Annotated in this window: 17 protein-coding genes and 2 pseudogenes; 11 read left to right on the top strand and 8 right to left on the bottom strand. The window is 62.7% G+C overall.

Annotation, left to right across the window (positions count from 1 at the left end):
* Positions 1-12 precede the first annotated feature (12 nt).
* Complete coding sequence (gene hydA, locus FAZ97_RS28745) at positions 13-1,470, top strand: dihydropyrimidinase (RefSeq protein ID WP_158762121.1); 1,458 nt, start codon at positions 13-15, stop codon at positions 1,468-1,470.
* Between the two features lie 157 nt (positions 1,471-1,627).
* Entirely contained in the window at positions 1,628-2,167 is a 540-nt protein-coding gene (locus FAZ97_RS28740; RefSeq protein ID WP_158762120.1) for a SixA phosphatase family protein, read from the top strand.
* 14 nt (positions 2,168-2,181) lie between these two features.
* Here FAZ97_RS28740 and FAZ97_RS28735 read toward each other — a convergent pair whose 3' ends face one another.
* Together FAZ97_RS28735 and FAZ97_RS28730 are read right to left on the bottom strand one after the other, a co-directional pair.
* A complete protein-coding gene (locus FAZ97_RS28735) occupies positions 2,182-3,036 on the bottom strand; it encodes a lipase family protein (RefSeq protein ID WP_158762119.1) in 855 nt (284 codons plus the stop codon).
* A gap of 68 nt (positions 3,037-3,104) precedes the next feature.
* Complete coding sequence (locus FAZ97_RS28730; RefSeq protein WP_158762118.1) at positions 3,105-4,415, bottom strand: metallophosphoesterase family protein; 1,311 nt, start codon at positions 4,413-4,415, stop codon at positions 3,105-3,107.
* 568 nt (positions 4,416-4,983) lie between these two features.
* Between FAZ97_RS28730 and FAZ97_RS28725 the strand changes: the two genes are divergently transcribed.
* Both FAZ97_RS28725 and FAZ97_RS28720 read left to right on the top strand, forming a co-directional pair.
* A complete protein-coding gene (locus FAZ97_RS28725) occupies positions 4,984-6,297 on the top strand; it encodes a hypothetical protein (protein ID WP_158762117.1) in 1,314 nt (437 codons plus the stop codon).
* A gap of 111 nt (positions 6,298-6,408) precedes the next feature.
* Complete coding sequence (locus FAZ97_RS28720; protein ID WP_158762116.1) at positions 6,409-9,528, top strand: pentapeptide repeat-containing protein; 3,120 nt, start codon at positions 6,409-6,411, stop codon at positions 9,526-9,528.
* Here FAZ97_RS28720 and FAZ97_RS28715 read toward each other — a convergent pair.
* From FAZ97_RS28715 to FAZ97_RS35885, 5 genes and pseudogenes are all read right to left on the bottom strand, one after another.
* A complete protein-coding gene (locus FAZ97_RS28715) occupies positions 9,512-10,306 on the bottom strand; it encodes a phosphoribosyltransferase (protein WP_158762115.1) in 795 nt (264 codons plus the stop codon). The genes FAZ97_RS28720 and FAZ97_RS28715 overlap by 17 nt on opposite strands.
* Positions 10,307-10,360: 54 nt before the next feature.
* A complete protein-coding gene (locus FAZ97_RS28710) occupies positions 10,361-11,077 on the bottom strand; it encodes a glutathione S-transferase family protein (protein WP_233271929.1) in 717 nt (238 codons plus the stop codon).
* A gap of 162 nt (positions 11,078-11,239) precedes the next feature.
* Positions 11,240-12,358: a patatin-like phospholipase family protein gene (locus tag FAZ97_RS28705; RefSeq protein ID WP_158762113.1), complete on the bottom strand. Its 1,119-nt coding sequence runs from the start codon at positions 12,356-12,358 to the stop codon at positions 11,240-11,242.
* Positions 12,359-12,433: 75 nt separating this feature from the next.
* Positions 12,434-12,694: pseudogene (locus FAZ97_RS35890) on the bottom strand (hypothetical protein); the annotation flags it as partial.
* Positions 12,695-12,886: 192 nt separating this feature from the next.
* A pseudogene (locus FAZ97_RS35885) lies at positions 12,887-12,997 on the bottom strand (hypothetical protein); the annotation flags it as partial.
* 60 nt (positions 12,998-13,057) lie between these two features.
* Here FAZ97_RS35885 and FAZ97_RS28695 point away from each other — a divergent pair.
* Entirely contained in the window at positions 13,058-13,510 is a 453-nt protein-coding gene (locus FAZ97_RS28695) for a monooxygenase family protein (protein WP_158762111.1), read from the top strand.
* A 12-nt stretch (positions 13,511-13,522) separates the two neighbouring features.
* Here FAZ97_RS28695 and FAZ97_RS28690 read toward each other — a convergent pair whose 3' ends face one another.
* A complete protein-coding gene (locus FAZ97_RS28690) occupies positions 13,523-15,595 on the bottom strand; it encodes an esterase/lipase family protein (protein ID WP_158762110.1) in 2,073 nt (690 codons plus the stop codon).
* Between the two features lie 211 nt (positions 15,596-15,806).
* On the opposite strand from FAZ97_RS28690, the gene FAZ97_RS28685 reads away from it, so the two are divergent.
* The 6 genes from FAZ97_RS28685 to bcsB (FAZ97_RS28660) all read left to right on the top strand — a co-directional run bounded on the left by FAZ97_RS28685 (position 15,807) and on the right by bcsB (FAZ97_RS28660) (position 25,850).
* Positions 15,807-17,444 (top strand): MFS transporter, encoded by a 1,638-nt coding sequence (locus FAZ97_RS28685; RefSeq protein ID WP_158762109.1) that lies wholly within the window; start codon positions 15,807-15,809, stop codon positions 17,442-17,444.
* Positions 17,445-17,880: 436 nt separating this feature from the next.
* Positions 17,881-18,300 carry a cellulose biosynthesis protein BcsD gene (gene bcsD, locus FAZ97_RS28680; protein WP_233271862.1) on the top strand — a complete coding sequence of 140 codons (420 nt, stop codon included), beginning with the start codon at positions 17,881-17,883 and terminating at the stop codon, positions 18,298-18,300.
* A gap of 96 nt (positions 18,301-18,396) precedes the next feature.
* A complete protein-coding gene (gene bcsR / locus FAZ97_RS28675; protein ID WP_158762107.1) occupies positions 18,397-18,849 on the top strand; it encodes a BcsR/BcsP family cellulose biosynthesis protein in 453 nt (150 codons plus the stop codon).
* Entirely contained in the window at positions 18,846-21,092 is a 2,247-nt protein-coding gene (gene bcsA / locus FAZ97_RS28670) for a UDP-forming cellulose synthase catalytic subunit (protein WP_158762106.1), read from the top strand. Before bcsR ends, bcsA begins: the two co-directional genes overlap by 4 nt.
* Positions 21,089-23,470 (top strand): cellulose biosynthesis cyclic di-GMP-binding regulatory protein BcsB, encoded by a 2,382-nt coding sequence (bcsB, locus tag FAZ97_RS28665; protein ID WP_158762105.1) that lies wholly within the window; start codon positions 21,089-21,091, stop codon positions 23,468-23,470. The genes bcsA and bcsB (FAZ97_RS28665) overlap by 4 nt, the downstream gene beginning before the upstream one ends.
* 40 nt (positions 23,471-23,510) lie before the next feature.
* Complete coding sequence (bcsB, locus tag FAZ97_RS28660) at positions 23,511-25,850, top strand: cellulose biosynthesis cyclic di-GMP-binding regulatory protein BcsB (RefSeq protein WP_158762104.1); 2,340 nt, start codon at positions 23,511-23,513, stop codon at positions 25,848-25,850.
* The last annotated feature ends 12 nt before the right edge of the window (positions 25,851-25,862 follow it).

The following is a 25,862-nucleotide window of genomic DNA, read 5'->3' as shown; positions in this document are numbered from 1 at the left end:
AGACTTGGCATCATGGCGATCCTGATTCGAGGCGGCACCATCGTCAATGCGGACAAGAGCTGGCGCGCGGACGTACTGTGCGACAACGGCGTGATCGAGGCCGTGGGCGAGAACCTCGACGCGCCGGCGGGCGCGACCGTGGTCGACGCGGGCGGACAGTACGTGATGCCGGGCGGCATCGACCCGCACACGCACATGGAACTGCCGTTCATGGGTACGACGGCGAGCGACGACTTCTACACGGGCACGGCGGCGGGTCTCGCGGGCGGCACGACATCGATCATCGACTTCGTGATTCCGAGCCCGAAGCAGCCGCTGATGGACGCGTTTCGCGAGTGGCGCGGCTGGGCCGAAAAGGCCGCTGCCGACTATGGCTTTCACGTGGCGGTGACGTGGTGGGACGACAGCGTGCATCGCGACATGGGGCTGCTCGTGAACGAACACGGCGTGTCGAGCTTCAAGCACTTCATGGCGTACAAGAACGCCATCATGGCCGACGACGAGATTCTCGTGAACAGCTTTGCTCGCTCGCTCGAACTGGGTGCGTTGCCCACCGTGCATGCCGAAAACGGCGAGCTCGTCTTCCAGTTGCAACGGCAGTTGCTTGCGCGCGGCTTCACGGGGCCGGAGGCGCATCCGCTTTCGAGGCCGCCCGAAGTCGAAGGCGAGGCGGCGAATCGCGCCATTCGCATTGCGCAGGTGCTGGGTGTGCCGGTGTACATCGTTCACGTGTCGGCGAAAGACGCGCTTGAAGCCATTGCGCGCGCACGCAGCGAGGGGCAACGCGTGTTCGGCGAAGTGCTTGCCGGGCATCTGGTGATCGACGAGTCTGTTTATCGCGACCCGGACTGGACACGCGCCGCCGCCCATGTCATGAGCCCGCCGTTTCGCACGAAAGAGCATCGCGACGCGCTCTGGCGCGGACTTCAAGGCGGGTTGCTGCACACCACGGCAACCGATCACTGCGTGTTCTGCGCTTCGCAGAAGGCCATGGGTCGCAACGACTTCACAAGGATTCCGAACGGATGCGGCGGCGTGGAAGATCGCATGGCGGTGCTGTGGGATCAGGGCGTGAACACGGGCCGGCTCACACCGAATGAGTTCGTGCGGGTGACTTCCACCAACGCCGCGCAGATCTTCAGCCTGTACCCGCGCAAAGGCACCGTGGCGGTCGGCGCCGATGCCGACATCGTCGTATGGGATCCCGAGGCCACGCGGACGATCTCGGTGAAGACGCATCATCAAAACGTCGACTTCAACGTTTTCGAAGGCATGACGGTGCGTGGCGTGCCGACGCACACGGTCTCGCAAGGCGAACTCGTGTGGGCGGACGGCGATCTGCGTGCGCGGCGCGGCGCGGGGCGTTACCTGAAGCGGCCAGCGAATCCCGGCTATCTGCAGGCATCGCGGCTCGCGAAGAGCCTGAAGGAGACACAACCGGTGCATCGTGAGGGAGATGCGTCCAACTAACGGCCAGGATACGGGTCCTTCAGTTCGGATTCCGCCATATTTGCGAACCTTCTTGAAGCCATTTGCGTGGGCTATGCTTTCGTGAGCGCGCGAAGTTGAGCGTGGCTCGCGCGAATGCGCTTGATCGACGGGAAGAACATGAAGCGGGAGACCGATAATGAGCACAACCAGTGGGGCCGACTATCCCAAGACCATTTTCATCATCAGGCATGGGGAAAAGCCCGGTGATCCGGCAACGGATAATCCGCAGGATGGCATCAATCTTTCGACGCGCGGCTATGAACGCGCCGCCGCGCTCGCGCCTTATTTCGTCGCGACACTCGGCAAGCCCGATGCACTGTTCGCCACACAGGCGTCCACTCACAGCAATCGTCCTGTCGAAACCATTACACCGTTAGCCCAAGCATTACAGATGACCATCAAGTCGGATATCGCGGACGGCGACTATGGCAAGCTCGCCGACAAAATCCTTTCGGACAGTCACTATGCCGGAAAGGTTCTGCTGATTTGCTGGCATCACGGCAATATCCCGGCGCTCACGCAGAGCCTCGGCGGTCAGCCGCCGCAGAGCCCGTGGCCCGGCACGGTATTCGATCGCGTGTGGCAGATCGACTATCCGGCCGGTTCCGGCAAACCGTCAGGACTGCAAGTGAAAAATATTCCCCAGCAATTGTTGTACGGCGATCAAGCCACCTGACGGGGATTCATCGTTCAGGGCACCAGACTTCGCACGTAGTTGATCGGTGCGTGATCCGCAAGATCGCGCACCATGACGTCGCCGATGCGCCATGCGTAATTGACCAGATAGTCTTCGCGGGCGGCGCTTCGGTCCGCCTGGACGAATGCATCGTCTGCATGCGGGGCAAGCGCACCGAGGCGCGTGATGTAGTTCGCCGCTCCCGCGTGGACGTATCCGCTAAAGGGGGGCGGCAAATCGGTGATGAGATCGCAGCAATCGACATAGCGCGTGATGCGCGATGCCTTGAGCGTCGCGACAAACGTAGCGTCGCCTACTCGCGGCGACCCGATTGTCACGAGGGCGTCTGGCGTGCACAGGCTGGCAAAGAGCGTCGCGATGGCCGCGCCGAGACTATGCCCCGTCAATATGAGTTGCGTTCGGTCGGACGCGGTCGCCTTCAACCAGGTCTCCACCGCACCGCGCAGACCGCGCGCGGCGCCTGCAAAACCCGCGTGAACCTGGCCGGCGGTCTCCGTCCACGGTGTCAAGTTGAAGCTTGCGTCGTCCGCGAGATCGCTGAGCGATTGCGGGTCCGTTCCGCGGAACACGAGGACTGCGAGGCCATCGGAGGGCCTCATCGCGCCGAATCCGTGCGTGTCGTCGTCAGCAAAATTGAAGGCGACGGCGGGCTGAAAGCCCACCAGCGCGAGCGCCCGGTCGAGTTGTTGGCGTTCAGCATCGCCCTCCTCGTAGGCGATATAGGCAAGTCGCGCGAATTCGGCACATAGTCCGTCGATTTCATAGTTGCCTTCGGCGGTGAGCACCGTCGGCCTGTGCCCCGGTGAGTCGAGCGCGTCGAGCGATGGGTCGTAGGGGATCGTGGGCATGGATATCTCCATCTTCGCGTTGAGCTTCGTCATCGTTGCCCCGCATTCGCGGGGCAACGACTGCGCCATCAATGGGCGGGCGGCGGCGGGTAGACCTGTGTTCCGTCTTCGTCGATGAACGCCTCTTTCAACGGCGAGTTGCCGTCGATCGTCAGGAAGACAAAGCCGTTGTACACGCGACCCGGATAGAGGAGGTCGGGCACTTCCCGGTTTTCATGCCAGATCGCTGAGGGGCTCGAGTCGAGCTGGGTAGGCGCGCCTGCCGGGATGGCACCATGCCCGCAGCATCTGGGGTGCACGTTGCCGTGGTCGATATAGACGGCGCCGGCATGCTGGTGCCCCCAGTACCACCACACTTCGCGGTCCGAAAACAAGGGGGCAATTTGGCCCCACAGGCCACACAGGGTCGCCCCGTCGGTGGAGAGGCCGTTGTGGTGCGTCAGCAGGATCGTGCGGCAATGCTTCGCGTTATCGAGTGTCTGCTGGAGAAATGCGCACTGCTGCGCATCGAGCCAACCGTTCTGGTAGAGCTGCATCTGGTTGGCATAGTAGGCGGTGTCGAGACCGATAATGAGCCAGTTGTCATTCTGTAAGGCGAAATAGCTGCACCCCTTTTGCAAGTGGAAGCTGGCATCCGCCAATGTGCTGTTGAAGTAGCCGTTTCCGCCGGAATACATGTCGTGGTTCGAATTCAATGTGAAGCTCCCAGCCGAACCAGAAGGCCACGCGGCAAGGAAGTTCTCATTCTCCTCGGGTGACGTTCCCGCGTAATAGACATCACCCAAATGGATTGTGTAGGTCGGACTGAGGCTGCGAATGCGGTCGGCAATTTTCCCGGCGGGCGCTTGCTGCCCGTCAGTTCTGTAATCGACGCCGGTGCCCCAGTCGCCTGCAATGGCGATCGAAACGCTGTTCGGAATGGTGATCGTTTGAGGGGCGTTGGAAAATGTCGCCTTTTTCCCGGGTGGTATATGTTCGAGCCAGCATGCCGCGGCCTCTGCCCAGCCCATATCCAGCGACTCGTATTTCGCTGTTCCGACAAGATCGCCTTCGTCTGAGACCGTCGTTGCAACGAGGCGGCCATCTGGCGTTTGTAATACGGTGGCGTTATCCAAAAGACTGTTGACGTTCGATAGAACATGATGCACTGGCGACGCGGTGGTATCGCCGCTTAGAAGATCGGTCGCCTGGGTCTGCGCCTGGCTCAGGAGGAGGCCAATCATCCTCTTCTGTTCCGGCGGGACAGCGGCACTCGTTTCAATGGTGTTGAGGGCATTACGCAAGCGCGTTTGCAGGCTTTGAGGCTCCGAGGGTGTCGGTGCCTGCACAGGCGGCGGCATGGGGGCGGGATTCGCTGCTGTGGTTGGGGTCGTGCTCATGTGCGGGCTCCTCGATTGGCTTGCAAACCTGGTCTGTCGAAGGATCGTGTGGGGGGCTGTTGCGATTGGCCTGGCTGGCGCGTGGCCGAACTGATGGGGCGCTCAACGTTTGACGCTTCATTGGGCCGTATTCAGCATAGGCCGCCGAGCGCTAATCGGGAACGAGAGTTCAATTCGCTCTGTGGTCTAGCAGACATACGATTGTCCAATTCGGTGGCCGTAGAAGCCGTCTGGGCAGATACCGTTCACGCCAGCTTTGGCGAATTCCCGGACAGGCGCCTCAGATATCGGTCGTTACCACTACGCGTATTAAATGACGGGAATTTTGTTCTATAGTCAGTCAAGGTGATATTTCGGAAACGGAATTTTTCTGCGAGTGCAGAGGAGTTGCTGCGATCCGAATCATGAATCATCGTTCGCAATCCTATGGATTCACGATTGTCAGGCCCTCTTCGCGATATCCGAAGCGGGCGTCGAGGCGACTCGCTCGAACGGACTGGGCGCGCCTTGCAAGGCCGGTGTTCGGGAGGTCGTGCGACGCCGTGCATAAAACGCAAAGGGGAAGTCGATGCTAGGATCCAGCGCGCTCGAAATCGCAATTGGTGTCATGTTCATCTATTTGTTCTTGAGTCTGATCTGCACGTCGGTCATGGAGGCCATTTCGTCGATCCTGAACAAGCGCGGCAAGACCTTGTTCGAGGGTATAAAAAACCTGCTCAACGATCCACAATTCACCGGACTCGCGCAGCAAATTTACTCGCATGGCCTCGTGAGCAGCATCTCCGAATACGCTTCCGATAAGCAAAAGCCGAATCGGCTGCCTTCTTACATGCCGTCGAAAATACTGTCTTCGGCACTCGTCGATATTCTTTCGTCGACCGGCGCGGCGCTCAATCCGTGCTGGAGCCAGCTTGTGGCGGATCGCACCAGTGCGCTTGCGCGAGCGCAAGACGCGGCGACAGCCAACCCTGCCAACGCAGACCTCAAGGCGGCGGTCGACGCGGCGCAAGCCGATCTCACCAAAGCGCAAAAGATGCAAAGCGATGCAAACGCGACGTTGAATCAGCTTAACCAAGCCGTGAAATTAGCCAACGAAGTGAACGGGCCGGATGACTTCGAAAAAATCGAAGCTGCGGCTCAAGCCTTTTCAAAGGCCTTGGACGGTGGCCGCACGCTCGCCGCGCAACTGCCCGACCCACTGGAAAACATCGAGGTGGGCATCAGACAGCATGTTCCAGACGGACATACGAAGGATTCGCTGCTTTTACTCGTGGTCAAAGCGCGTCACGAGACGTCGGCAATCAAAGACGCGGCGGGTAGCGCCGCACGCCGGATGGAGGCGTTTGAAACCCAGGTCAACCAATGGTACGACCAGGCCATGGACCGTGTAACGGGCTGGTACAAGAGATGGACGCAGGTTGTGCTCGTTGTCATCGCGGCGGTCGCAGTGAGTCTGGCGAACGCCGACACCATCATGCTGGTCAAGGTCCTGATGGACAACGATACCGTAAGGGCTTCGATCTCCGGCGCCGCGTTTGACGTGGTGAGCGCCGCCCAGCCCGCGGCAATGGGGTCGGCCAGCGCACCCGCGGCCGTCGACCCGGCGGTGGTTCGCGCCGAGGCGCTCAAGGATGCTCGCGCGATCGACCTGCCGCTCGGATGGAACTTGCAGGAAGCGGCATTCAGGCAGCCAACCGCATTCCCGTCGACCTTCGCTGGCTGGTTTCTGAAGATCCTCGGCATCGTGATCACGATCGCCGCGGTGTCGCTCGGCGCGCCTTTCTGGTTCGACACGCTCAGCAAGTTTGTCAACCTTCGCGGCGCCGGCACGCCGCCCGGTCAGCAGAGCAAAAGCGCGCCGCGGGGAACGGCGCCGAAATGAGGTGCGCTGGAAATCGCTGCTGCGTCATGGCCCGGTCAGCCGGTCGTCGACAGGGAATTTACATTCCCCCAGATTGAACACACGCAAACCGTGACAGCGAGGAGATGATCCATGGGCCCTCAACCCAACGCCCGTCGCATCGACGCCAACGAGTTTGCCAGGCGTCTGAGGCGGTATGCGGAAACCGGTGTGTCCGGAGTCTCGTTGAGCGGAATCATCGTCGATGCGCGCGTCGACCTCTCGGGAACGGTCTTCAAAAGAGGACTCGCCTTGAGAGACGTGGACTGCAATGGAGAACTCATACTCGCGAACTGCACGTTCGAAGGGCCAGTGTGGCTGGACGAGTGCCGGCTGCATGGCGGGGTCGATCTGTCTCAATGCCAATTCAAGGCGAGCCTTTCGATCACGGCGTGTCGCCTGAAGCGATCCGATGCTCTCGCCGCACTCGCCATTCCAACGTTGAGCATCGCGCGCAGTGTCATTGAGGGCAACGCGTCGATGGTTGCTTGTGCGATAGATGGGTGCGTCTCCGGGCGCGGCGTTCATATTACCGGCGATCTGAGTTTTCCAGCGTGCCGTATTAGCGGCGTTAAAGGCGATGCCGACGGTTTGCTCGATCTCGCTGGCTGCCGGATTACCGGCGGCGTTTCTTTCGAAACAAATGGATCGAAGCTTCCGCCCCAGTTGCTGGCACATGTGCAGGCGTGCGCGAAAATAAAGGATAGCTTTTACGGCGAGCGATCGAGCGTTGAAGATGCCACAGAAAAAGGCTCCGTCTCCGTGAACTTTACGAACGCTCATCTTGGAGACTACCTCAATCTGGCGAATTCGAGATTCTGTGGAAAGGTCAATCTCGAGCATATGAAATGCCGGCAGGTGTCGTCTACGGGCGAACTGATCGGCGTCCGCCCGAAGGAGAGGTTCGAAAAAGAAGTGACGGCTGCGCACGTAGACGGAGAACTGACGTTTTCGGATGCGGAAATCGGCTATATCCAGCTTTACGGCATCACCGTGACGGGGGCGATCACGTTTATCGCCGGGAAGTGCGGCCAGATATTTATCGACGACTGGTGTTCGGACGACGGGCTGCACGCTCAGGTAGCCAGCATCGGCGCTTTTTATATGACGTCATGGCATTGCCTGGATTTCGTTCGCTGCAATGTCTCCCGCATCAACGAGAATAAACGCCAGTTGGGGTACAACGCGATCGAGATCACGTCTTCAAAAATCGAAAAGGACCTGACGTTCTGGCCGGGGAAGAGTACTGCCAGCGTACTTGAGGGGAACTATAACCGTGACGACGAGGCACCTGCGAACAATCCACGGCAAGGAGGTCAAATCACAGGGCAGTTGGCCGATCGTTGGAACCGGCACCTCGCGATGACAGGGAAGCTACGTATTGCGAACTGCATCATCCGCGGGGACGTCGACCTCACAGGGATAGAGGTCAAAGAGCGGGATAAGGTTGACGGTCGAATCCTGATTTCCGATACCGAAATCGATGGCCGCGTGCTCTTTGCTTCGCCGGTGTCCTACCTCTTTAATCCGCGTAACGATTCGCCGATGATACGTGATCTGGCGGCCCGTCGTGTCCTGGAGGCGATCCGGGAGCAAACAGGACGCGACTCGTTCCCTGTCGACTTGAGCGAGCATTTAGCATCATGCAACTCCCTCGAGTTGCAGACGGTGACGGCGAGCGATATCGATCTGACCGGACTATGTGTCGAACCGGCACCTGGCGAGAAAGACCGTGAGGGTCGCGTGGATGTTGTGTACAGTACGATCAGACGGCGTGTCGAAGCTTTTTCCCGGCTTGACAAGGACGCGGTAAAAAGGGCTCAGGAGGATCTCGAGAGTCGGCTCGGCGAAGCGGGAAAATTTCGGTCCTGGCTGCTCGGAGTCGACGCGAATTCTTTTCGCCAGAATTTGTGCGCGAAGGCGACGATCGTTGAAGCGCACGTCTCGATTCGGGGCGCATTGAATCTGCAGTACTCTGAGGTTGGCCAGCTCAAGGTGTCGGACCGGTCGTTCTTGGGGAGTGTTGCCGATTCGAGCCCGCGTGACGACGGGCTGGTGCTGGATTTCGCAAAGCTTCACAATCTGTGCGTGGCGCGAGGCAACAAGAAGAGCGCGGAAAAGCAGCACACGCACAATGGGTTTCCGAGGCCGATAAGCTTGCTCGAAGTTCAGGTCGATTCCTGGTTTCTCGAACTCGTGCAGGACGGAAAGACTGCCGAACAGCGCGCCGATACGGAACCGGTCAGCGCAGCGCCTTATCTCGACCTCCTCGATAACGATCCAGAATTCAGGATGTCTTCGTATACAGCCGTTGAGCGTTCACTACGGAACCGCGGCCTCGACAAGGAGGCGAACCGGATCTACGTCGCCGCTCGTTTCAGGGATGCGAGAACCGGCAAGGGATATCGGCGGCCGAAGCGCCGTATCGATCGCATACTGGCGTGGTTCTATACCGGGCTGTGGCCGTGGAGGCGCGGCGATGGACGCTTCAGGGAAAAAGGGTTCTTGAAAAGTGTTCCATTTCTACGCCGCACTAGAGATTGGCGTGAGACCTTATTTGGCGGCGTGACTTTCTCAATATGGAGTGTCGGATTTGCATTTGCGGGCTCTTCTCTGATTCGGGATCACGACAGCTGGACGGGTTGGTTACTGTTTATTCTGATAATCGCAGCTGCCCCACTATTTCTCAGGATTGTTGTCGATCGGTTGTATTGGCTATTGCTCGACTACGGCACCGGTGCAATGCGTCTCGCGGTTATCATTTTCATTCTTATGCTTTTATCCTTTGTGTTCGTCTCGGGAGAGCCTGCTAATTTCGAGCCGACCATTCCCGCGAAAATACTTGAAGCGCAAAGGAAAATGGTCCTGCCGACCAATGCTGTTCTAGCGCCTATGGCGTACGATCCGAAAGAACATCCTACCGAGGATGAGTGGACGTTTGGCGAGCGTGTTTGGATGACGCTCGAGTACCATGTTCCGCTCGTATCGGCTGTGGTATCGGATGAATGGGAGGCAGCGGGAAGCCCGTTGCGAATATCTTCGTTGTGGGTTGAACGAAACCATGATGAACGTGGCGTGCCGAACTGGTGGCCAATGAAGATCGGCGCATGGCCGAAGGCAAGAGACTGGTTCGGCGCCATGCAGTGGCTAAACTGGATATTGTGGCCCTTGTTCCTTCCGTTCCTCGTTCGCAAGATTAGTCGGGATCGTTAGGGTCGAACGAGCTGATTCTGTATCGCTTGTGATCGATCGTTTTATATATTATTGAAAACGGAAATTCTTTCAATATGGCGCCGATCAGAGATTCGTTGTTGCAATAGATTTCCTCGGGGCCAACGGTGCGAATGGCATCCATGGTCGAGCGATAGCCGCCGTTGAATGCCAGGTGGCAATCGACCCTCCATTCCTGTTTCAGGTTCAACGGGTAGTTGGCGTCGTCGATGGCCAAGGTCTTTTTATAGCGCTGATCGTCTACCAGTGCCGCTTGCGCCTTCACGAAATCGTCCTGGCACTGGTGGCTGGTGACATATCGTTCCCAAGGCAAGATTGCGTGCACTGACGAGCAATCCTTGCAGTAGTCGCTTTTCGTTCTGCTACTTGCGTGGTGCACCAGTGTCAGCACCCGGATCAAAGATTCGTCTTTGATAAAAGAAAGCAAATAATCGCGGCAGTTGGCCAGCGTATATCCCACACCGGCAACGTCGTCCACCAGCAGGATTTTCTTGCGCTCCTTGACGCAGGAGTCGACAAGATCGAACACTTTCCTGTTATTGATTTCAGCCTTGGCTTCCCGGCGGTCGTAGTGAACGAAGTCCACGGGCAGGCCCAACATCTGCGAAAGCATCAAGGCAGGGATGGCACCTCCGCGCAAGATGCCGAGTATCAATCCCACGTTTTCCTGGATCAGTTGCGCTCTTTTAGACAGGCAAAAAGTTTCTATGGCGTCGTAGCCATAAAAGTAGACGGGGAGTCTGGAAAACTCAGTGTCCATCAGTCCTTGCTCCATCTTGAGGACGAGAATCGAGCCAACGTGGTTTCACTTCGCCTACAGCGATAGCGGCAACGCAAGATGCCGCGCGTACATCAGATCGCGGTGTTCGAGCAAAATGGGATCCAACGCCGCGTCGGTCTGCGGATCCCGCGTTTCGAATGCGGTCCTCACGCCCGCGTCCATCGGGCAAACGTCATGCGGTAGCGGGCGGAACATGCCGACCACGCTGGCGCTGTAGACATCGACCGCAGTCACCGTATTGCCAATGTAATACGCAGACCCCGCCGCCCGTTGCGCCTTCAGACGCGCGGCCAGCATCCCCAGCACGGCAGTCACGCGGCCGGCCGCAGCTTCACCGGCTTGCGGGCTGTATCCATATTTCTTGCCCAGATATTTCGCGACCCGGTCGGGAAAGCCACCGTTATTGTTCAAGCCCACATGAATGAGTTGCAATCGGCGCGACCATCCCAAACCGCTCTCGCCGCACAGTTCATGTGCGAGGCCGAAAGCCAGCGCGCGTTCGGCGGGATCGTCCGGCAGCAACGAAGGCGTAGGGGCAAGCCGCTCCGCGAGCAGAAGAATATCCGCCCAGCCGCGGCGCGGCCGCTCTTGTCCGGCCATCAGCACGGGCGCGCTCAGTTCCCCTGCCCACTGCTTCAGTGCCTCGCTGTCGTAAGCGAGCCGCACGGCAGCCCACTCGATACCCTTGATATGCAGGATGCCTTTGGCCGCTTCGCTCCAGGGACTCGGAACGCCCCCGACCACGACCATGCGCAAGCCCTCTCGCTGGACCGCTGTTTCGACATCGATGTATTCGAACGGCATGGATCTGCTCCCTCGCGGCCAAGCCCAGGTCGATTCCTGGGCAACCGTGCGCGAAGCATCACTGTACGCTATGGGGCCGTCGTTCGAGCGAGCGCCACGGTGAAAGCCTCATTGCCTGTGCGGCACGCTGCCTTGCTTGAGCGTCGGATCGAGCAAGGCGTCCTTTACGTTAAGCGAAGACGCTTGCCCGAGATTCGCGTAGTCATGTTTTAGCCACACGTCCGCCACCTCGCGCCCGCGCTCGAACAGCGTCTTGAGCAATGCCCAGGACGTGCTGCTCTTGGAGACGAAGCCGAACTTCGCGAGAAAGTCGTCGTCGCGAATCAGGTGAAACCGGACGGTCTTAAAGCGGCTTTGGCTTGCGGCTTCCTTGCCGACCGAGTCGAGCACGCGGTTGACCGCTTCGATCGCGTTGATCTCCAGCACAACGGAAGCGTTGAAGCCGATTTCGTTGAGGCGGTCCAGAATGCCGCGAGCGTTTTTCGGTGGCATGTCGTGGCGCACGAACGGATTCGCGAGAATCAGGATCAAGTCCTGCGCGTGGGCGATCAGCGGCGCCAAAGGCGGATTGCCAAGGTAGCCGCCATCCCAGTACGGCACGCCGTCGACATCCACGGTGCGGAATTCGCTTGGCAGGCACGCGGAGGCGCGCAGCACCTCGACGGATATTTCGGGCTGCGTAAAGATGGCGCGCTCGTTGGTTCGTACATTGGTCGCGCATATGAAAAGCTGCGGGGCGCCGGCCTTCGTATTGAGCGTCGAGAAATCCGCTTCTGAAAGTGTGGAGCGGATCAACGGACCGAGCGGATCGCGGTACAAGGGATTGTTGTAAGGCGAGGCGACGAGTCCCACGACCTCCGTGAAAATGGCGCCCGGACTCCAGTCGATATTCCAGCCGCCGAACGGCCCAGGCTCGGAAAAGCCGAAGAGGGCGTTGCCGGCTAGCGTGCCCGCGCGCGATACCGCTTCCCAGAAGGCGCGAAGCCTCTCGCGCGCTTGCGTCGCGCCGCCGTTGGCGAGGCCGGCTGCGCAGAGCGCCGCGTTGATTCCGCCCGCGCTCGCGCCGCTGATCGCCGCGACATCGAATGGCATGCCCTGCGATGTCGATTCGAGCAAACGGTCGAGTACGCCCCACGTGAAGGCGCCGTGCGAGCCGCCGCCCTGCAGGGCGAGCGCGACTTTGGGGCCGGACTGTTGCACGCCGCTCGGGGATTGCTCGGTCGCCATGGCGCCTCTCTCGTCGTCGTCGCATTGCTGGCAATCGTACGCGCGAGAGGGAATGCGCGTGCTTTGAATGTCGTGTCAGGAACGCGTGAGAACGGGCGGCGCTACCTTCAGCGCATGCGTCATCAGGGCGATTGCCAGTCGCTCGCCAGCCGCATTAGCCGGAATGCGCCCGTCGAGCGCTAGCGTCGCCAAGCCGTGAACGAGCCCCCAACAGGCGAGCGCGCCCGCCTCGGCCCAATTCGGCGCCAGTTCCGCGACCCGATGCGCCATCAGCGTATAAGCGCTGCGGCAATCCTCAGTGGGCAGAGCGAGTCCAGCCCCGTCGGCGAACATCAGCCGGAACAGCGCAGGATGCGCACGGGCGAAGCCAACGTAGGCCAGGCCCTGAGCCGTGAGCGCTGCGCACGCGTCGTCCGCCATGTCCGCGCGCGCGGCGTGTGCCTCCAGCATGGCAAAGCCCTTGAGCGCGACGGCGCCCATCAGCGCCGCCTTGTCCTCGAAATGGCGATAGGGCGCCATGGCCGAAACACCGGCTGCCCGCGCAACGGCACGCAGGCTGACGTCGCTTTCGCCTTGTTCGAGCAAGGCGAGCGCGCAGTCAACCAGGCGGTCATGAAGCGACGATATCGAATCACGCATCGATGTTTACACTGTAATCAGGCTCAACTATGCTTGCAGCGTAAGCAGCCGGGAGCCATCATGCAAGCCTCCGTCACCCGCAGGTCCGTCGACCTCAGCGCTTATCCGAATCTCGTGGTCATCATGCTGGGCTTTCGCGTGCGCCGGCTGCGCGGCATCGCGACCTTGTTCGGCATTGGCAAAGGCTTACGGCAAATCCAGCTGAATCCGCCGGCCGGATTGCTCTCGAGCGAGCAGTTCCTGTTCGCCCTCAATCATGTGGGGATCCGCCAGTATTGGCGCGACCTCGAAAGCCTTGAAGCGTTCACGCGCAGCGCGCCGCATTCGCGCTGGTGGGGCGAGTTCCTGCGCGACAGCGGCGGCGCGGGCTTCTGGCATGAGAGCTATAGCCGGCAGGGAATGGAGGCGGTTTATATCGACATGCCCGGGCCCGTGGGCTTCGACCGGTTCGCGCCGGCGCGCGAGCCGACCGGACCGTTTATGAGCGCGCGAAAGCGAATGGCGGCGGACTAGCGCGCCGTCGAATCAATTGGCGCGCAAACGCGCGCAAGCGCCATCCGCTGCGCCGTGGTTATCAAACACCTCGATATCCTCGTGCAGAATGCGCCGGATTTCAAAAATCGCCTCAGGGGTTTCCTGAACGCTATGTCCCGAAACGATGACCTTTTCGGAGAGCGCGCCGTCGAGATGCGCGCTGCGATAAGGGACAACACCATCGTCGGAATCTTCGAGCGGGCCCGTCTCACGGCGCCGCGCAATAATCGAGTGAAAGCACACGGTAGGGCTGATCGGCAGGCGTGAAATCGACTGAATGATCGGATTGGTATCCCGCAACTGCTCGATGCTGTTGGGGACCGCGATGGTCTCTCCTGCCCTGTGGGTGCTATCGGCGTTGGTCGCGCTCTGCAGCATCTCGTCGAACTCCTTTAGCAGCGCAAGCGGCAAGCGCACGAGGTTTGCGACCCAGCGAGAAAGGCGATTGCTCGCGAACGGCGTGCCGCGGTGCGGCGCGGCGATGAAGATCGCGCGCTCGACCTGTGGCATCGGCGTAAAGCGCAGCAGACGATTGAGCCGCTCGTCCTCGCGAACGATGTCGATGCCTTCGGGCAGGTAGTTGTTCTGGACGGTGACCCACAGCACATCGTCGGAAGAGGAGACGAGCAGCCGGGCGAGCACCCCGCCCATGCTGTGCCCGATCAGCACCATGCCGTTCGAAGCGGGCACCACGCCTGCGGGATCGAAATGCGCGAGTGTCAGCTGCACCGCCTGGCGTATTCGCGCGAGATTCACGAGAATGGGCACGTTGGTCGGGTAGTAGACCTGCCAGACCTGGAAATGCTCGCGCAGCTTTTCGTCGCCCTGAATGTCGTTGGCGACGTTGACCCATGCCTCGGGACTGCTGGCTAATCCGTGCAGCATCAGCACGATGCGACGGTCCGGGTCGAAGGGTTGCATCATGTAAATGCGCGGCCGGTCGATGCCCCTCGTGCGGCCGAGCAGCGAACGCAAGGACTGCCTGGCAAAGCCGGAGCGGGCAAGCCAGATGCCGTATCCCGCACTGAAGTTGGCCGCGAGCGGCACGGTCTGGCCATTCAGTTCTACGCTTTCCACGCGATACGGATCGTAGGCGGAAAAGACCACGTCATGCGAATCGAGCACTTGCTCGAGCGTGCCCTCGCCAAACGTCAGCAGGGCGGTGACGCTCGGCGAAGGCATTTCATCGAACGGACGCGAGCCGGGCGCGAGCCAGATGGTGGCGGCAGTGCCCGAATTCGCGTTGCCTTCGGAAGGTGCCGCGTTGTTGTCCGGACCGCCGGCCGGGTCTGGCGGAACTGGTTGCGTGACCGCAACCAGTTCCGCGCCCAGGCCGTCGCGGCGATAGGTATTGCGCAGTCCCGCGAACGACAGCCCCGCGGCCGGAATGACTTCGCTGAGTTCGCGCACGCCCTCGGGGAGCCGCACTTCCCGCAGGTCGATATGGATGGTCCAGCCCGCGATGAACTGCTTTGCCGGATCGCGGTTGCCGGTGTTCGTTTCATGCGCGCCGCGCAGGAACAGCGCGCCGGCGAGCTCCTGGACCGCATAGTTGTAGTAGTCGCGAACCTGGGTCTGGCGATCTTCGAATGCCCGTTCGCCCGCCGTGCGTTGGCCGAGGAACAGAAAGGCGTACGCGTATCGCGCTGTCTTGAGCCACGCATCGAATTGCGCGTCGCCCCAGGGGTTGCCGGCAGGCGGCGTTTGCCCAAGCGCCATCTGGAGCGATAACTCGGCGAGGCTGGCGAGGCGCTGGTCGGTGTTGAGTCCGCCGACGGTTGCGATACTGTCGATACACGCTTGCGGCGCGCTTCGGCACGAACTCTCGTCGAGTGCCGCAACGCGCAACGTCGCCTGGGTCGCCGTGCTCAACTGCCCGGTCGAGAGAATATCTCCGCGACGCATGGCAAAGTACTGCTGGGGCCCGAGCGAATTCACGCGCACCATCGCGCAGCCGGACAGCAGCGCGGCGACGAGAAGGGCCGCCACATAGACCAACGGCTGCGCCGGCACATTGGCCACCTGCGGGCAACGCGACATGCGTGATAAGTAAGGGCGCGTCATGAAGGATCCAGGCCATTCGCGCGGGCGCGCACAGGCGTGTGGCGAAATGGGGGACGGCGCGGCGCGGCGGTCAACAGGTCGATGTATACCAGCCTGATCTGGATCGCGTTCGCGCGGTGATCCGCGGCGCACCGCTATGTGCTCCCCTGGGTTGACTGGCGCGCCCGGCATCAACAGACTCTAGTCACCTTCGATCCACTCGGGAGCGAACTTGGCCAACCCGGATCTTGTTGAAAGCGAGCCGAAGGGTGCGCACGTCGTCGCGGCGCAGGCGAGCCCGTGCGACAAGCTCGTGATCCGCACGCAGCCCACCACCGTCGACCGCCCGTGCCAGCGCAAGCGACTCGCGCTCGCGGCGACGATTCTGGGTTCGAGCATGGCGTTCATCGACGGCTCTGTCGTCAATGTCGCACTACCGTCCATTCAGAGCGAACTCGCTGCGAGCGTCGCGGCGATGCAATGGGTCGTCAACGCGTATCTCCTCTTTCTCGGGTCCCTCGTGCTGGTCGGCGGCTCGATGGGGGACAAACTGGGCCGCCGCACGGTGTTTATCGCCGGCATTGCGCTTTTCACGCTGGCGTCGGCCGCTTGCGGCCTCGCGCCGAACGCGGCGGCGCTGATCGCCGCGCGCGCGGTGCAAGGCATGGGCGCGGCACTGCTCGTGCCCAGCAGTCTCGCGATCATCGGCGCGGTGTTCGACGACGCCGCGCGTGGGAGGGCCATCGGCACCTGGGCGGGCGTTGGCGCGATCACATCGGCAGTGGGGCCCGTGGCGGGCGGCTGGCTCGTCGATGCGTTTTCGTGGCGCGCGATCTTTTTCCTGAATGTCCCGCTTGCCGCGATAACGATCGCGCTCGCCATGTCATCGGTGCCCAACAGCCACCGGATCGATGCGCCCGGGCGGCTCGACTGGCCAGGCTCGCTGGCCGCGGCAGGGGGCCTCGGCACGCTCACGTTCGGGCTGACCGAGGCGTCGGCGCGAGGCTTCCAGCATCCGCTCGTGTTGGGCGCGATGGGCGCAGGCGTGCTCGTGCTCGCTGCATTCGTCATGATCGAAGCCCGCAGCGCGAGCCCCATGATGCCGCTCGACGTGTTCCGCTCGCGCGATTTCACCGGCGCGAATCTCGTCACGCTGCTGCTTTACTTCGGGCTTGGCGGCGCATTCTTCTTCCTGCCGTTCACGCTGATCCGCGCGCATGGCTACACCGCGACCGAAGCGGGCGCCGCGCTACTGCCGGTGCCTGTCATCATCGGGTTGCTGTCGCGCTTCACCGGCTCACTGACGAGCCGCTTCGGCTCACGCGCGTTGCTGACCGTGGGGCCGGGCGTTGCCGGAATCGGCTTCACGCTGTTGGCGTTGCCGTTCGCGGGCGGCGGCTACTGGGCCGGATTCTTTCCGGCGCTCGCGGTGCTTGGGCTCGGCATGACGATTACCGTCGCGCCGCTCACCACAACCGTGATGGGCTCGGTGTCGAGCGAGCGCACTGGCGTCGCGTCCGGCATCAATAATGCCGTTGCGCGCGTGGCGAGCCTGCTGGCGGTTGCGGTGCTTGGCATCGTGTTCGTGTGGTCGCATCAAGCGGCGCTCACGGCGCGGCTCGACGCGTTGCATGTGACGCAGGATGCGCGCGAGAGGAAGCCGTTGCTGGAGCCTGGCGAGCGAGGGGAAACGATATCGGGCGACGCTCACGGTCTGCAGGAGACGCTGATGGCGCGTGCAGAAGCGGAGGCCCTGATCGACGCGCTGCGCGCCGTTGCCGCTGTGTCGGCCGCTTGCGCGTTCGCTGCAGCCGGGATTGCTGCGGCAGCCATACAGCCGCGCAAACGCACTGCAAACGTTTGCACCTGACATATTTCGCAAAATTACCCTGCGGGGCGAATATTGCGCGAATTGCGGTGGCATTCTGCACGCGTAATAAATTGAAACCGGCCAGATTCATGTTTTCGTATTCGGTCAAGCCGAAACGAACAACGTCGCTGCCCCCTTATTTCGTGCATTGCGGTGGCCGCTGAAACGTGCGCGTCACTCGCGCGTTTTAATTCTTGCTTGCCCCTTTTTATACGCAAACGTTTTCGTTTTTGATCTGTCGCGCAGGCGTGACAAATTGAGCGACACAGGCCAATTAAAAAATAAACACGGCGAGAATAATACGTATAATCCGCCGCGCGCATCAGTTGATCCGACGCCGTCGCCGCCTGGATGGTGACGAGGTTGCTTTTCGCAAGTTCAGTTCTGTTGACCCTATGCGCTTCTTTTCCGGGCGCATGAATAGGTGATGAATTCCATGCCAGCACCGCAATGGCGTCCGTTCGTGTCGTTCCTCACGCAGGAGTTGACACAGAACCTGACGCCCAGGTTTCTGACTCAGCTCATGCGTACCGCGGGCGGCCAGTTCGCCCGTCACGCTGTGCTGGCTGAGGCGCACACCGTGGCCACGATGCGCGAGGCCATGAATCAGGTTTGGGGCGAGCTGGACTGGGGGCAGGTCGAGATACGCGAGGCTCAGGACTGGCTGGTGCTCACGCATTACCACGCGCCGCTCAAGGCCGTATTCGGCGCGGAGAACGTGGTGTGGGCCGGGGCCTTCCTCGAAGGGGCCTATGAAGCATGGATGCACCAGCTGGGCGCCGATTCGCAGTTGCGAATGACCACGGCAGGCCCTGCGGATGCGTCGGGAACGATGGTTTTCCTGTTCGGCAAGTAGAAATTAGCAGGTTGGCAGGTCAGTAAAAAAACACAAAACGTGCTGCGCGCGTGACGCGCCTTCGTGGACAGCACAACGAATACACGGGGTCGGGGCATGAGCAGTGCATCGGACATTGCGAATCTTTTCGAGGTAGCGGACGCAAGCGCTTTTCAGTACCGGGAAGTAGAAAGGGCGGAGCAGAGTCAAGGTCTGCGTGGGCGCTGGTCTACGCTGACCGCAGCGGAGCCGGAACCCGTTGCGCCCGCACCAATGGCGATGCAGGGCGACGCAGCTGATTGCGCCGATGTTCCCGTTGCGACCGCTACACCCGATACGTTACCCGACGCGCTCCACCCGCAGACACCGCAGCCGGCCGCGTGCCCCATTGCCGCGGCCGCTTCGGAACCTCCCCCGGTTGAGGAGGCCGCGCCCGAGCAGCCCGTCGTTCAAGCCACGCCCGAGCCTGTCGTCGCCGCGCAGCAGTCGGCCGCGCTGAGCAGTGTGTTTGCGCGCCTCATGGAACGCAACGAGCCTCGCGCCGATGTCGCGCAACGCGGGGCGCCATGATCCTCAAACGCAAATCGATGCGGCCGCAACGACAACGCGCCGGTTCGGGGCAAAGCGACGACGCCGGAAACTGGGACGACACACTGCTGGAAGCAGGGGCGTCGCTTCTCGCGTCGCGCTGGTCGCGCGTGCTCGTGACGCTGGCGGCCGCGCTGTTGTTCACGTCCGCGATGACGGTCCACCTCGCGCTGTCGAAGCAGTGGGTATTCGCCATCCTTTGCATGGGTGCCGCGCTCGCGCTGAGCCGCATGCGCGGCCGCGTGCTCACGGTGTCGCTGGTGGCGTTGTCGGTGTTCATTTCGTTGCGCTATCTGTACTGGCGCGTGACGCAGACGCTGTCCTTTACCAATTCGCTGGACAGGACGTTCGGCTATCTGCTGCTGCTGGCCGAAGGCTATGCGGTGCTCATGCTGTTGTGCAGCTACTTCCAGACGCTCTGGCCGCTGCATCGCCGGCCTGCGCCGCTGCCGGCCGACACCTCGGACTGGCCCACGGTGGACGTGTATATCCCTACGTACAACGAACCGCTCGATGTGGTGCGGCAGTCGGTGCTGGCCGCAACATTGCTCGACTGGCCGGCCGACAAGTTGCGCGTGTACCTGCTCGACGACGGCCGGCGCGACGAGTTCCGCGCATTCTGCGAACAGGCCGGCGTGGATTATCTGACGCGTCCCGACAACACGCACGCGAAAGCGGGCAATCTCAACGCGGCGCTGCCGAAGACGAGCGGCGAGTTCATCGCCGTGTTCGACTGCGATCACGTCACCACGCGCTCGTTTCTGCAGGTCTGCATGGGCTGGTTCCTGAAAGATCCGAAGATGGCGATGGTGCAGACGCCGCACGTGTTCTATTCGCCCGATCCGTTCGAGCGCAACCTCGAAACCTACCGGAAGGTGCCCAACGAGGGCGACCTGTTCTATGGCGTGCTGCAAAACGGCAATGACCTCTGGAACGCCGCGTTTTTCTGCGGTTCCTGCGCGGTGCTGCGCCGCTCCGCGCTCGAGGATGTGGGTGGCGTGGCGACCGAAAGCGTCACGGAAGACGCGCTGACCGCGCTCAAGATGAGCATGAAGGGCTACAACACGGGCTACCTCGCCATTCCTCAGGCTGCCGGTCTTGCCACCGAGAGCCTGGGCCGGCACATCGGCCAACGGATTCGCTGGGCGCGCGGCATGGCAGAAATCTTCCGCCAGTTCAACCCGCTGTTGATCTCGGGGCTGACGATTGCGCAGCGGCTGTGCTACCTGAGCGCGATGATGCACTTCTTCTTCGGCTTGCCGCGCATCGTGTTCCTGATCACGCCCATGGCCTTTCTGTTCTTCGGCGCGCATGTCTTTCATGCGTCGGCGCTCATGGTGCTGGCCTACGTCGTACCGCATCTCGTGATTTCGAGCATCAGCGCGTCGCGCATTCAAGGCCGCTTTCGCCATTCGTACTGGAGCGAAGTCTACGAAACAGTGCTCGCGTGGTACGTGATTCTGCCCGCGCTCCAGGCCGTGCTGCGTCCCGGCAGCCGGGGCTTCAACGTGACGTCCAAGGGCGGGGTGATCCGCCAGTCCTTCCTCGATTGGGCGATGGCGCGGCCCTATATCGTCCTGCTGATCATCAATCTCGCCGGATTCGCGGTGGGTGTGGCCGGTTTGATCCGCAGCCCCGGCTGGCCCGAGGCGATGAGTATTTTGTTCAACCTGGTCTGGGTGACCTACAACGTCATGAATCTGAGCGCGGCGGCCGGCGTGGCGGCCGAGTCGAAACAGCTGCGTCTCACGCCGCGCGTGCAGATCGAGTTGCCGGCCGCCGTCCGGCTGGCCGACGGGTCCCGCGTCATGTGCCAGACCAGCGACTATTCGCAGGGCGGCCTGGGACTGGTGCTGCCCGAGAACGCGCCGTTGCCGCAACGCGGCGAGCGCGTCGTGGTCTCGGTGTTTCGCGACGACTACGAGGGCAAGTTTCCCGCCGAGGTCCAGGTGTGCCGCGGCCGCACCGTGGGCGTGAGTTTCCCGGCCCTGACGATCGATCAGGAACGCGACCTGATGCGCGTGACGTTCTCGCGCGCCGATAGCTGGGTTGGCTCCTGGGGCCGCTATCGTCCCGACCGGCCGCTGCGCAGCCTGTTCGAGGTGCTTGGCGTCGGCATGCGCGGCCTGAAGGAGTTGGGCCGCCATCTGTTGATGGGCGGACGCGAGCGTTTCGCACGTTCAGCCGAGGCGCAGGCGAGTGAGCTGGGATCGAAGCAATCGTGAACCACGCTTATTTGTCGCCTTCGCGCGCTCGGGCGTGTACGCGCCGGTTGGCGCCGCTGTGGGCTTCGGTGCTCGCCGTGCTCGTGTTCGGCGCTAACGTTGCGCGGGCCGCGAGTGGGCCCGGCGCGCCTGGCGCATCGGCGCCTGCGTTCGCCTCGCAGGCCGTGGCGGCCGCGACGCCGGCATCGCCCGAGGCCATGCAGCCAGTCGCCGCGAATTCCGCTGACACCTATACCTACCGCATCCCGCTACTCCGGCAAAACGCAGCGCAGGGGCTGACCTTGCTCGGCGAGGACGCTTATGGCGGCATGGACTTCGGCTTGCGCCGCGACGAGCGCGTGGTCAGCGCGCGGCTCGTGCTCGACTACCGCTATTCGCCCACGCTGCTCCCCACGCTCTCGCATCTCAATGTGCTGCTCAACAGCGTAGTGGGGGCGACGATCGCGTTGCCCGAACCCGCGCCGCGCACGTCGACGCAGGTGACGGTGGATCTGCCGGTGTCGCTGCTCACCGAGTTCAACCATCTGAACCTCGAGTTGATCGCTCACAGCAAGGCGAGCGATCAGGGCAATGATCCGCTGAGTCCCGACCTGTGGCTGAAGGCGAGCGCGCAGAGCGCGCTCGAACTGACCGTGGCGCCGGCGGCGCTCGCCAGCGACCTGTCGCAACTGCCCGCACCGTTTTTCGACGCGCGCGACGTGCGCAGGCTGAACCTGCCCGTCGTGCTGCCGCGCACGCCGGGAACTCGCCGCCTCGAATCCGCAGGGATCGTCGCCTCGTGGCTCGGGGCGCAGGCGGGTTATCGCGGCTCGCACTTTGCCGCGAGTCTCGGCGCGCTGCCCCCGCATGGCCATGCCGTCGTGCTGGCGCTCGGCGACGAGTTGGCGGGCCTCGGCCTGGCCCCGCTCGCGATGGGCGGTTCGGGCGGTCCGACGCTGGCGATCGTGTCCAACCCCAACGACCCCAACGGCAAGCTGCTCCTCGTCACCGGCCGCGACGAGCCGCAACTGCGCACGGCGGCGATGGCGCTGGCGCTCGGCGCGAAGACGCTGGCCGGCCCGCAGGTTCGCATCGACGGCCCGGTTTCCGTAGCGCCGCGCAAGCCTTTTGACGCACCGAACTGGTTGCCGGGCGACCGCCCGGTGGAACTGGGCGAACTGCTGCCGGCGGACCGCTTCACGGTACAGGGCTTCCGGCCTGGTGCGATCGACGTCGACCTGCGCCTGCCGCCGGGCTTGTTCGGTTTCAACAACGCCGGCGCGGTGCTGAACCTGCGTTATCGCTATACGGCGCGCCCGGAGTCCCGGCATTCGGAGCTGCGCGTGCTGGCGGGCAATACGCCGCTGGCGGCGTTGCCGCTGCCCGGCGACGCGTCGGACGGCCATGCCGTGATTCGGATTCCTACCTATCTGCTGCCGCCGTTGACGACGCTGCAATTCGACTATCGCTACGAGGCCGTCAAGACGAAGGACCATTGGCAGGACGTGCCCGGCGGCCCGCTGCTGAGCGCGCTCGATCCGACTTCGACGATCGACATTTCGCAGTTGCCGCGCTACACGGCCATGCCGGACCTGGGCGCTTTCACCAACGCGGGTTTTCCGTTCACGCGCCTCGCCGATCTGTCCGAAACCGCGGTGATCCTGCCGGCACAGCCGGTTGCGGATGACTACGCCGCCTATCTGACGCTGATGGGCAGCATGGGGCAGGCCACCGGCTATCCGGTGCTGGGCGTGACGGTAGGCGACCCGTCTCAGGTTCGAACGCTGCGCAACAAGGACCTGCTCGTGCTGGCTTCGGGCGACAACCAGCCCTGGCTCACCACATGGCGCGCCGATCTGCCGCGCGGGTTCTTCGCCCCGGACGCGACGCCGGGCAACTGGCTCGCCAGGTGGTGGGCCAGGCTGACCGGCGGCGAGGCGCAAGCGAGGCGCGAAGCCGATATCGCCGCGCTCTATCGCAGCGACGACCACGACGGCATGGTGGCCGGGTTCGAGTCGCCGCTCGCGCGTGGCCGCAGCGTGGTGCTCGTATCGGGCAATACGCCGGACGGCCTCAGTGCGGTCGTGGACGCGTTGCAAACGCGCCATTACCGCGTCGACGACACGATCGGCGGCAGCCTCGTAGTCGTGAACGACGGCATCCTCACCACGCTGAACAAGGATCAGAGCTATTTCATCGGCTCCTTGCCGTTTCGGCTCGCGCTCGAGTGGTTCTTCGCGAGCCACATCGTGCTGCTGCTCGCGTCGACGCTCGTGAGCGTCGTGCTCATCGGTTTGCTCGGCGGCGTACTCCTGCATCGGCGCGCCCTGAGCCGCCTGAATCTGGACATCCCCCAGACATCGCAACGTGAAGAAGGACGACGAGGTTCTCATGTTTAAAAGACGGCCTGCTATCTCCCGGGCACGCCTCGCGCGTTGCATGACCGTACAGCCTGCATGGCGGGCGTTGCCGGCGCTGCTGTTCGGGGGCGTCTTCGCTACGGCGGCGCACGCTCAGGCCACGGCAAGCGGCAATGCCGCGAACAGCGCACAGACGCAACCCGCTGCGGCCGCGGTGGCCACGGCTGCCTCGTCGTCGACCGTGACCTGGTCGCTGCGGCAACTGGGTGCGCAATACGCGCTCAACCTGCGCGGCGTCGACGGCAGCAATACGCTGCCGGTCGGCGTGCGCGACGATCAGGTCGTGAGCGGTGCGCGCCTGAACCTGCGCTATGCGTATTCGCCGGCTCTGCTGCCCGATGTCTCGCACATCAACGTGCTGGTCAACGACCAGGTGGCGGCTTCGATCGCGGTGCCGAAGGACACGGCCGGTGCGAGCCTGCAGCGCACGATCGCGCTGCCGGCGTATCTGTTCACCTCGAACAGCAAGTTGCGTCTGCAACTGATCGGCCACTACACCACGCAGTGCGAAGACCCGTTGCATTCGAGCCTGTGGGCCAACATCAGCAACGAAAGCACATTGAGCCTCGACACGCAGCCGCTCGCGCAGGCGAACGATCTGGTGCGCCTGCCGAAGCCGTTCTTCGACGGCCAGGACATCCGCCGGTTGAACTTGCCCGTTGTGTTCGCGGGCAATCCCGATGCGGCCGCGCTGGAGGCGGCCGGCGCCGTGTCGTCGTGGTTCGGCGCACTGGCGAGCTATCGCGGCGCGGACTTCCCGGTGTCGCTCTCCACCGTGCCTGCGCAGGGCAACGCGGTCGTCATCGTGGAAGGCGCGCCGCAGGCGGCGCTCGCGGGCGCACCGCTGCAGGGGCCGACGCTCGCCATCGTCGGCAACCCGAACGATCCCAACGGCAAGCTGCTGCTCGTCATGGGTCGCGACGGCAAGGAACTCAAACAGGCGGCCGATGCGCTGGTCACGGGTAGCCAGACGCTCTCGGGCGCAAGCGCGCTCATTACGCATTTCGCCGATCTCGCGCCGCGCAAGCCCTACGACGCGCCGCGCTGGCTGCGCACCGACCGTCCCGTGTCGTTCGGTGAACTGATCGACACCAAACAGTTGAGCGTGTCGGGCTACAGCCCCGACCTCATCCGCATCGGTACGCGCGTGCCGCCCGACCTGTTCGGCTGGCATGCGCCCAACGTGCCGATCGACCTGCATTACCGCTACACGCCGCAGCCGTACATGGTCAACTCGTCGCTGCTCTTCAGTGTCAGCGACCAGTTCATGAAGTCGATTCCGCTGTTGCCGCTCGAGCGCCTCGAAGGCGGCGAAAAGCTGCGCGCCGAAGTGCTGCCCGACAGCAGCCTGCCGCGCCAGGCGAAACTGGAAGTGCCGCTGGAAACGCTCCTGCAGCCGAACACGCAGTTGCAGTTCCGCTACATGTACGACTACATCAAGCAGGGCGAGTGCCGCGACATCATCATCGACAACGTGCGCGGCGCGATCGATCCTGAATCGACGATCGATCTGTCGACGTATCCGCATTACATCGCCATGCCGAATCTGGCCGCGTTCGCCCAGGCGGGTTTCCCGTTCACGCGCATGGCCGACCTGTCCGACACGGACGTGGTGCTCGGCGCCAATGCGGGGCCGCAGGAATACAGCACGTACCTGGCCGTCATGGGCCGCATGGGCGAGTCGACCGGCTATCCGGCGCGCGGCGTCACCGTGCTGCGCGGCCAGCGTATCGACGCCATGCCAGCGGCGAAGGATCTGCTCGTGATCGCCACGGGCGCCGATCAAGCGTGGCTCAAGGACTGGGCGCCGTACATGCCCGCAGCCTATGACCACGGCGCGCAGTTTTCGCTCTCGGATCTGCCGGGCCGCGTGCGCGGGTGGTTCCATTCCAATCCGCGTCTGGACACGGCGCCTGGCCGCCTTTCGCTTGCCTGGACGGGGCCTGGCGTGAGCGCCGTGCTGGCGGGGTTCGAGTCGCCGAAGGAAAAGGGCCGCAGCGTGGTCATGCTGGTCAGCAATCAGCCCGAGGGCCTCAAGGATGCGGTTGCGGCGCTGCTGGGCGTGCCGAACTACGACAAGCAGCCGATCCAGGGCAGCCTCGTGTCGATTCGCGGCCAGCAAGTCGATTCGCTCGTGGGCGAGCACACCTACTACGTCGGGCATCTCGGCCTCTGGCGCGGCCTCGACTGGTGGCTGGCTTCGCTCGGACTGTCGCTGGCTTCGCTGCTCAAGGCGCTGGGTGTCGCCGCGCTCGCGCTGCTCGCGGCGCTCGGGTTCGTCGCTTTGCGGCGCCGTCAGGCACGGCGCGATGCAGCGGCCGAGGCGCGGCTGCGCGAAAAGCAGCACGCGCAACAATAATCAGGAAACCTT

The sequence above is a fragment of the Paraburkholderia acidiphila genome (assembly GCF_009789655.1).
GTDB lineage: Bacteria > Pseudomonadota > Gammaproteobacteria > Burkholderiales > Burkholderiaceae > Paraburkholderia > Paraburkholderia acidiphila.
The sequence above is the reverse complement of the archived record's forward strand: the minus strand, read 5'-3'. Positions and strand labels throughout refer to the sequence as shown.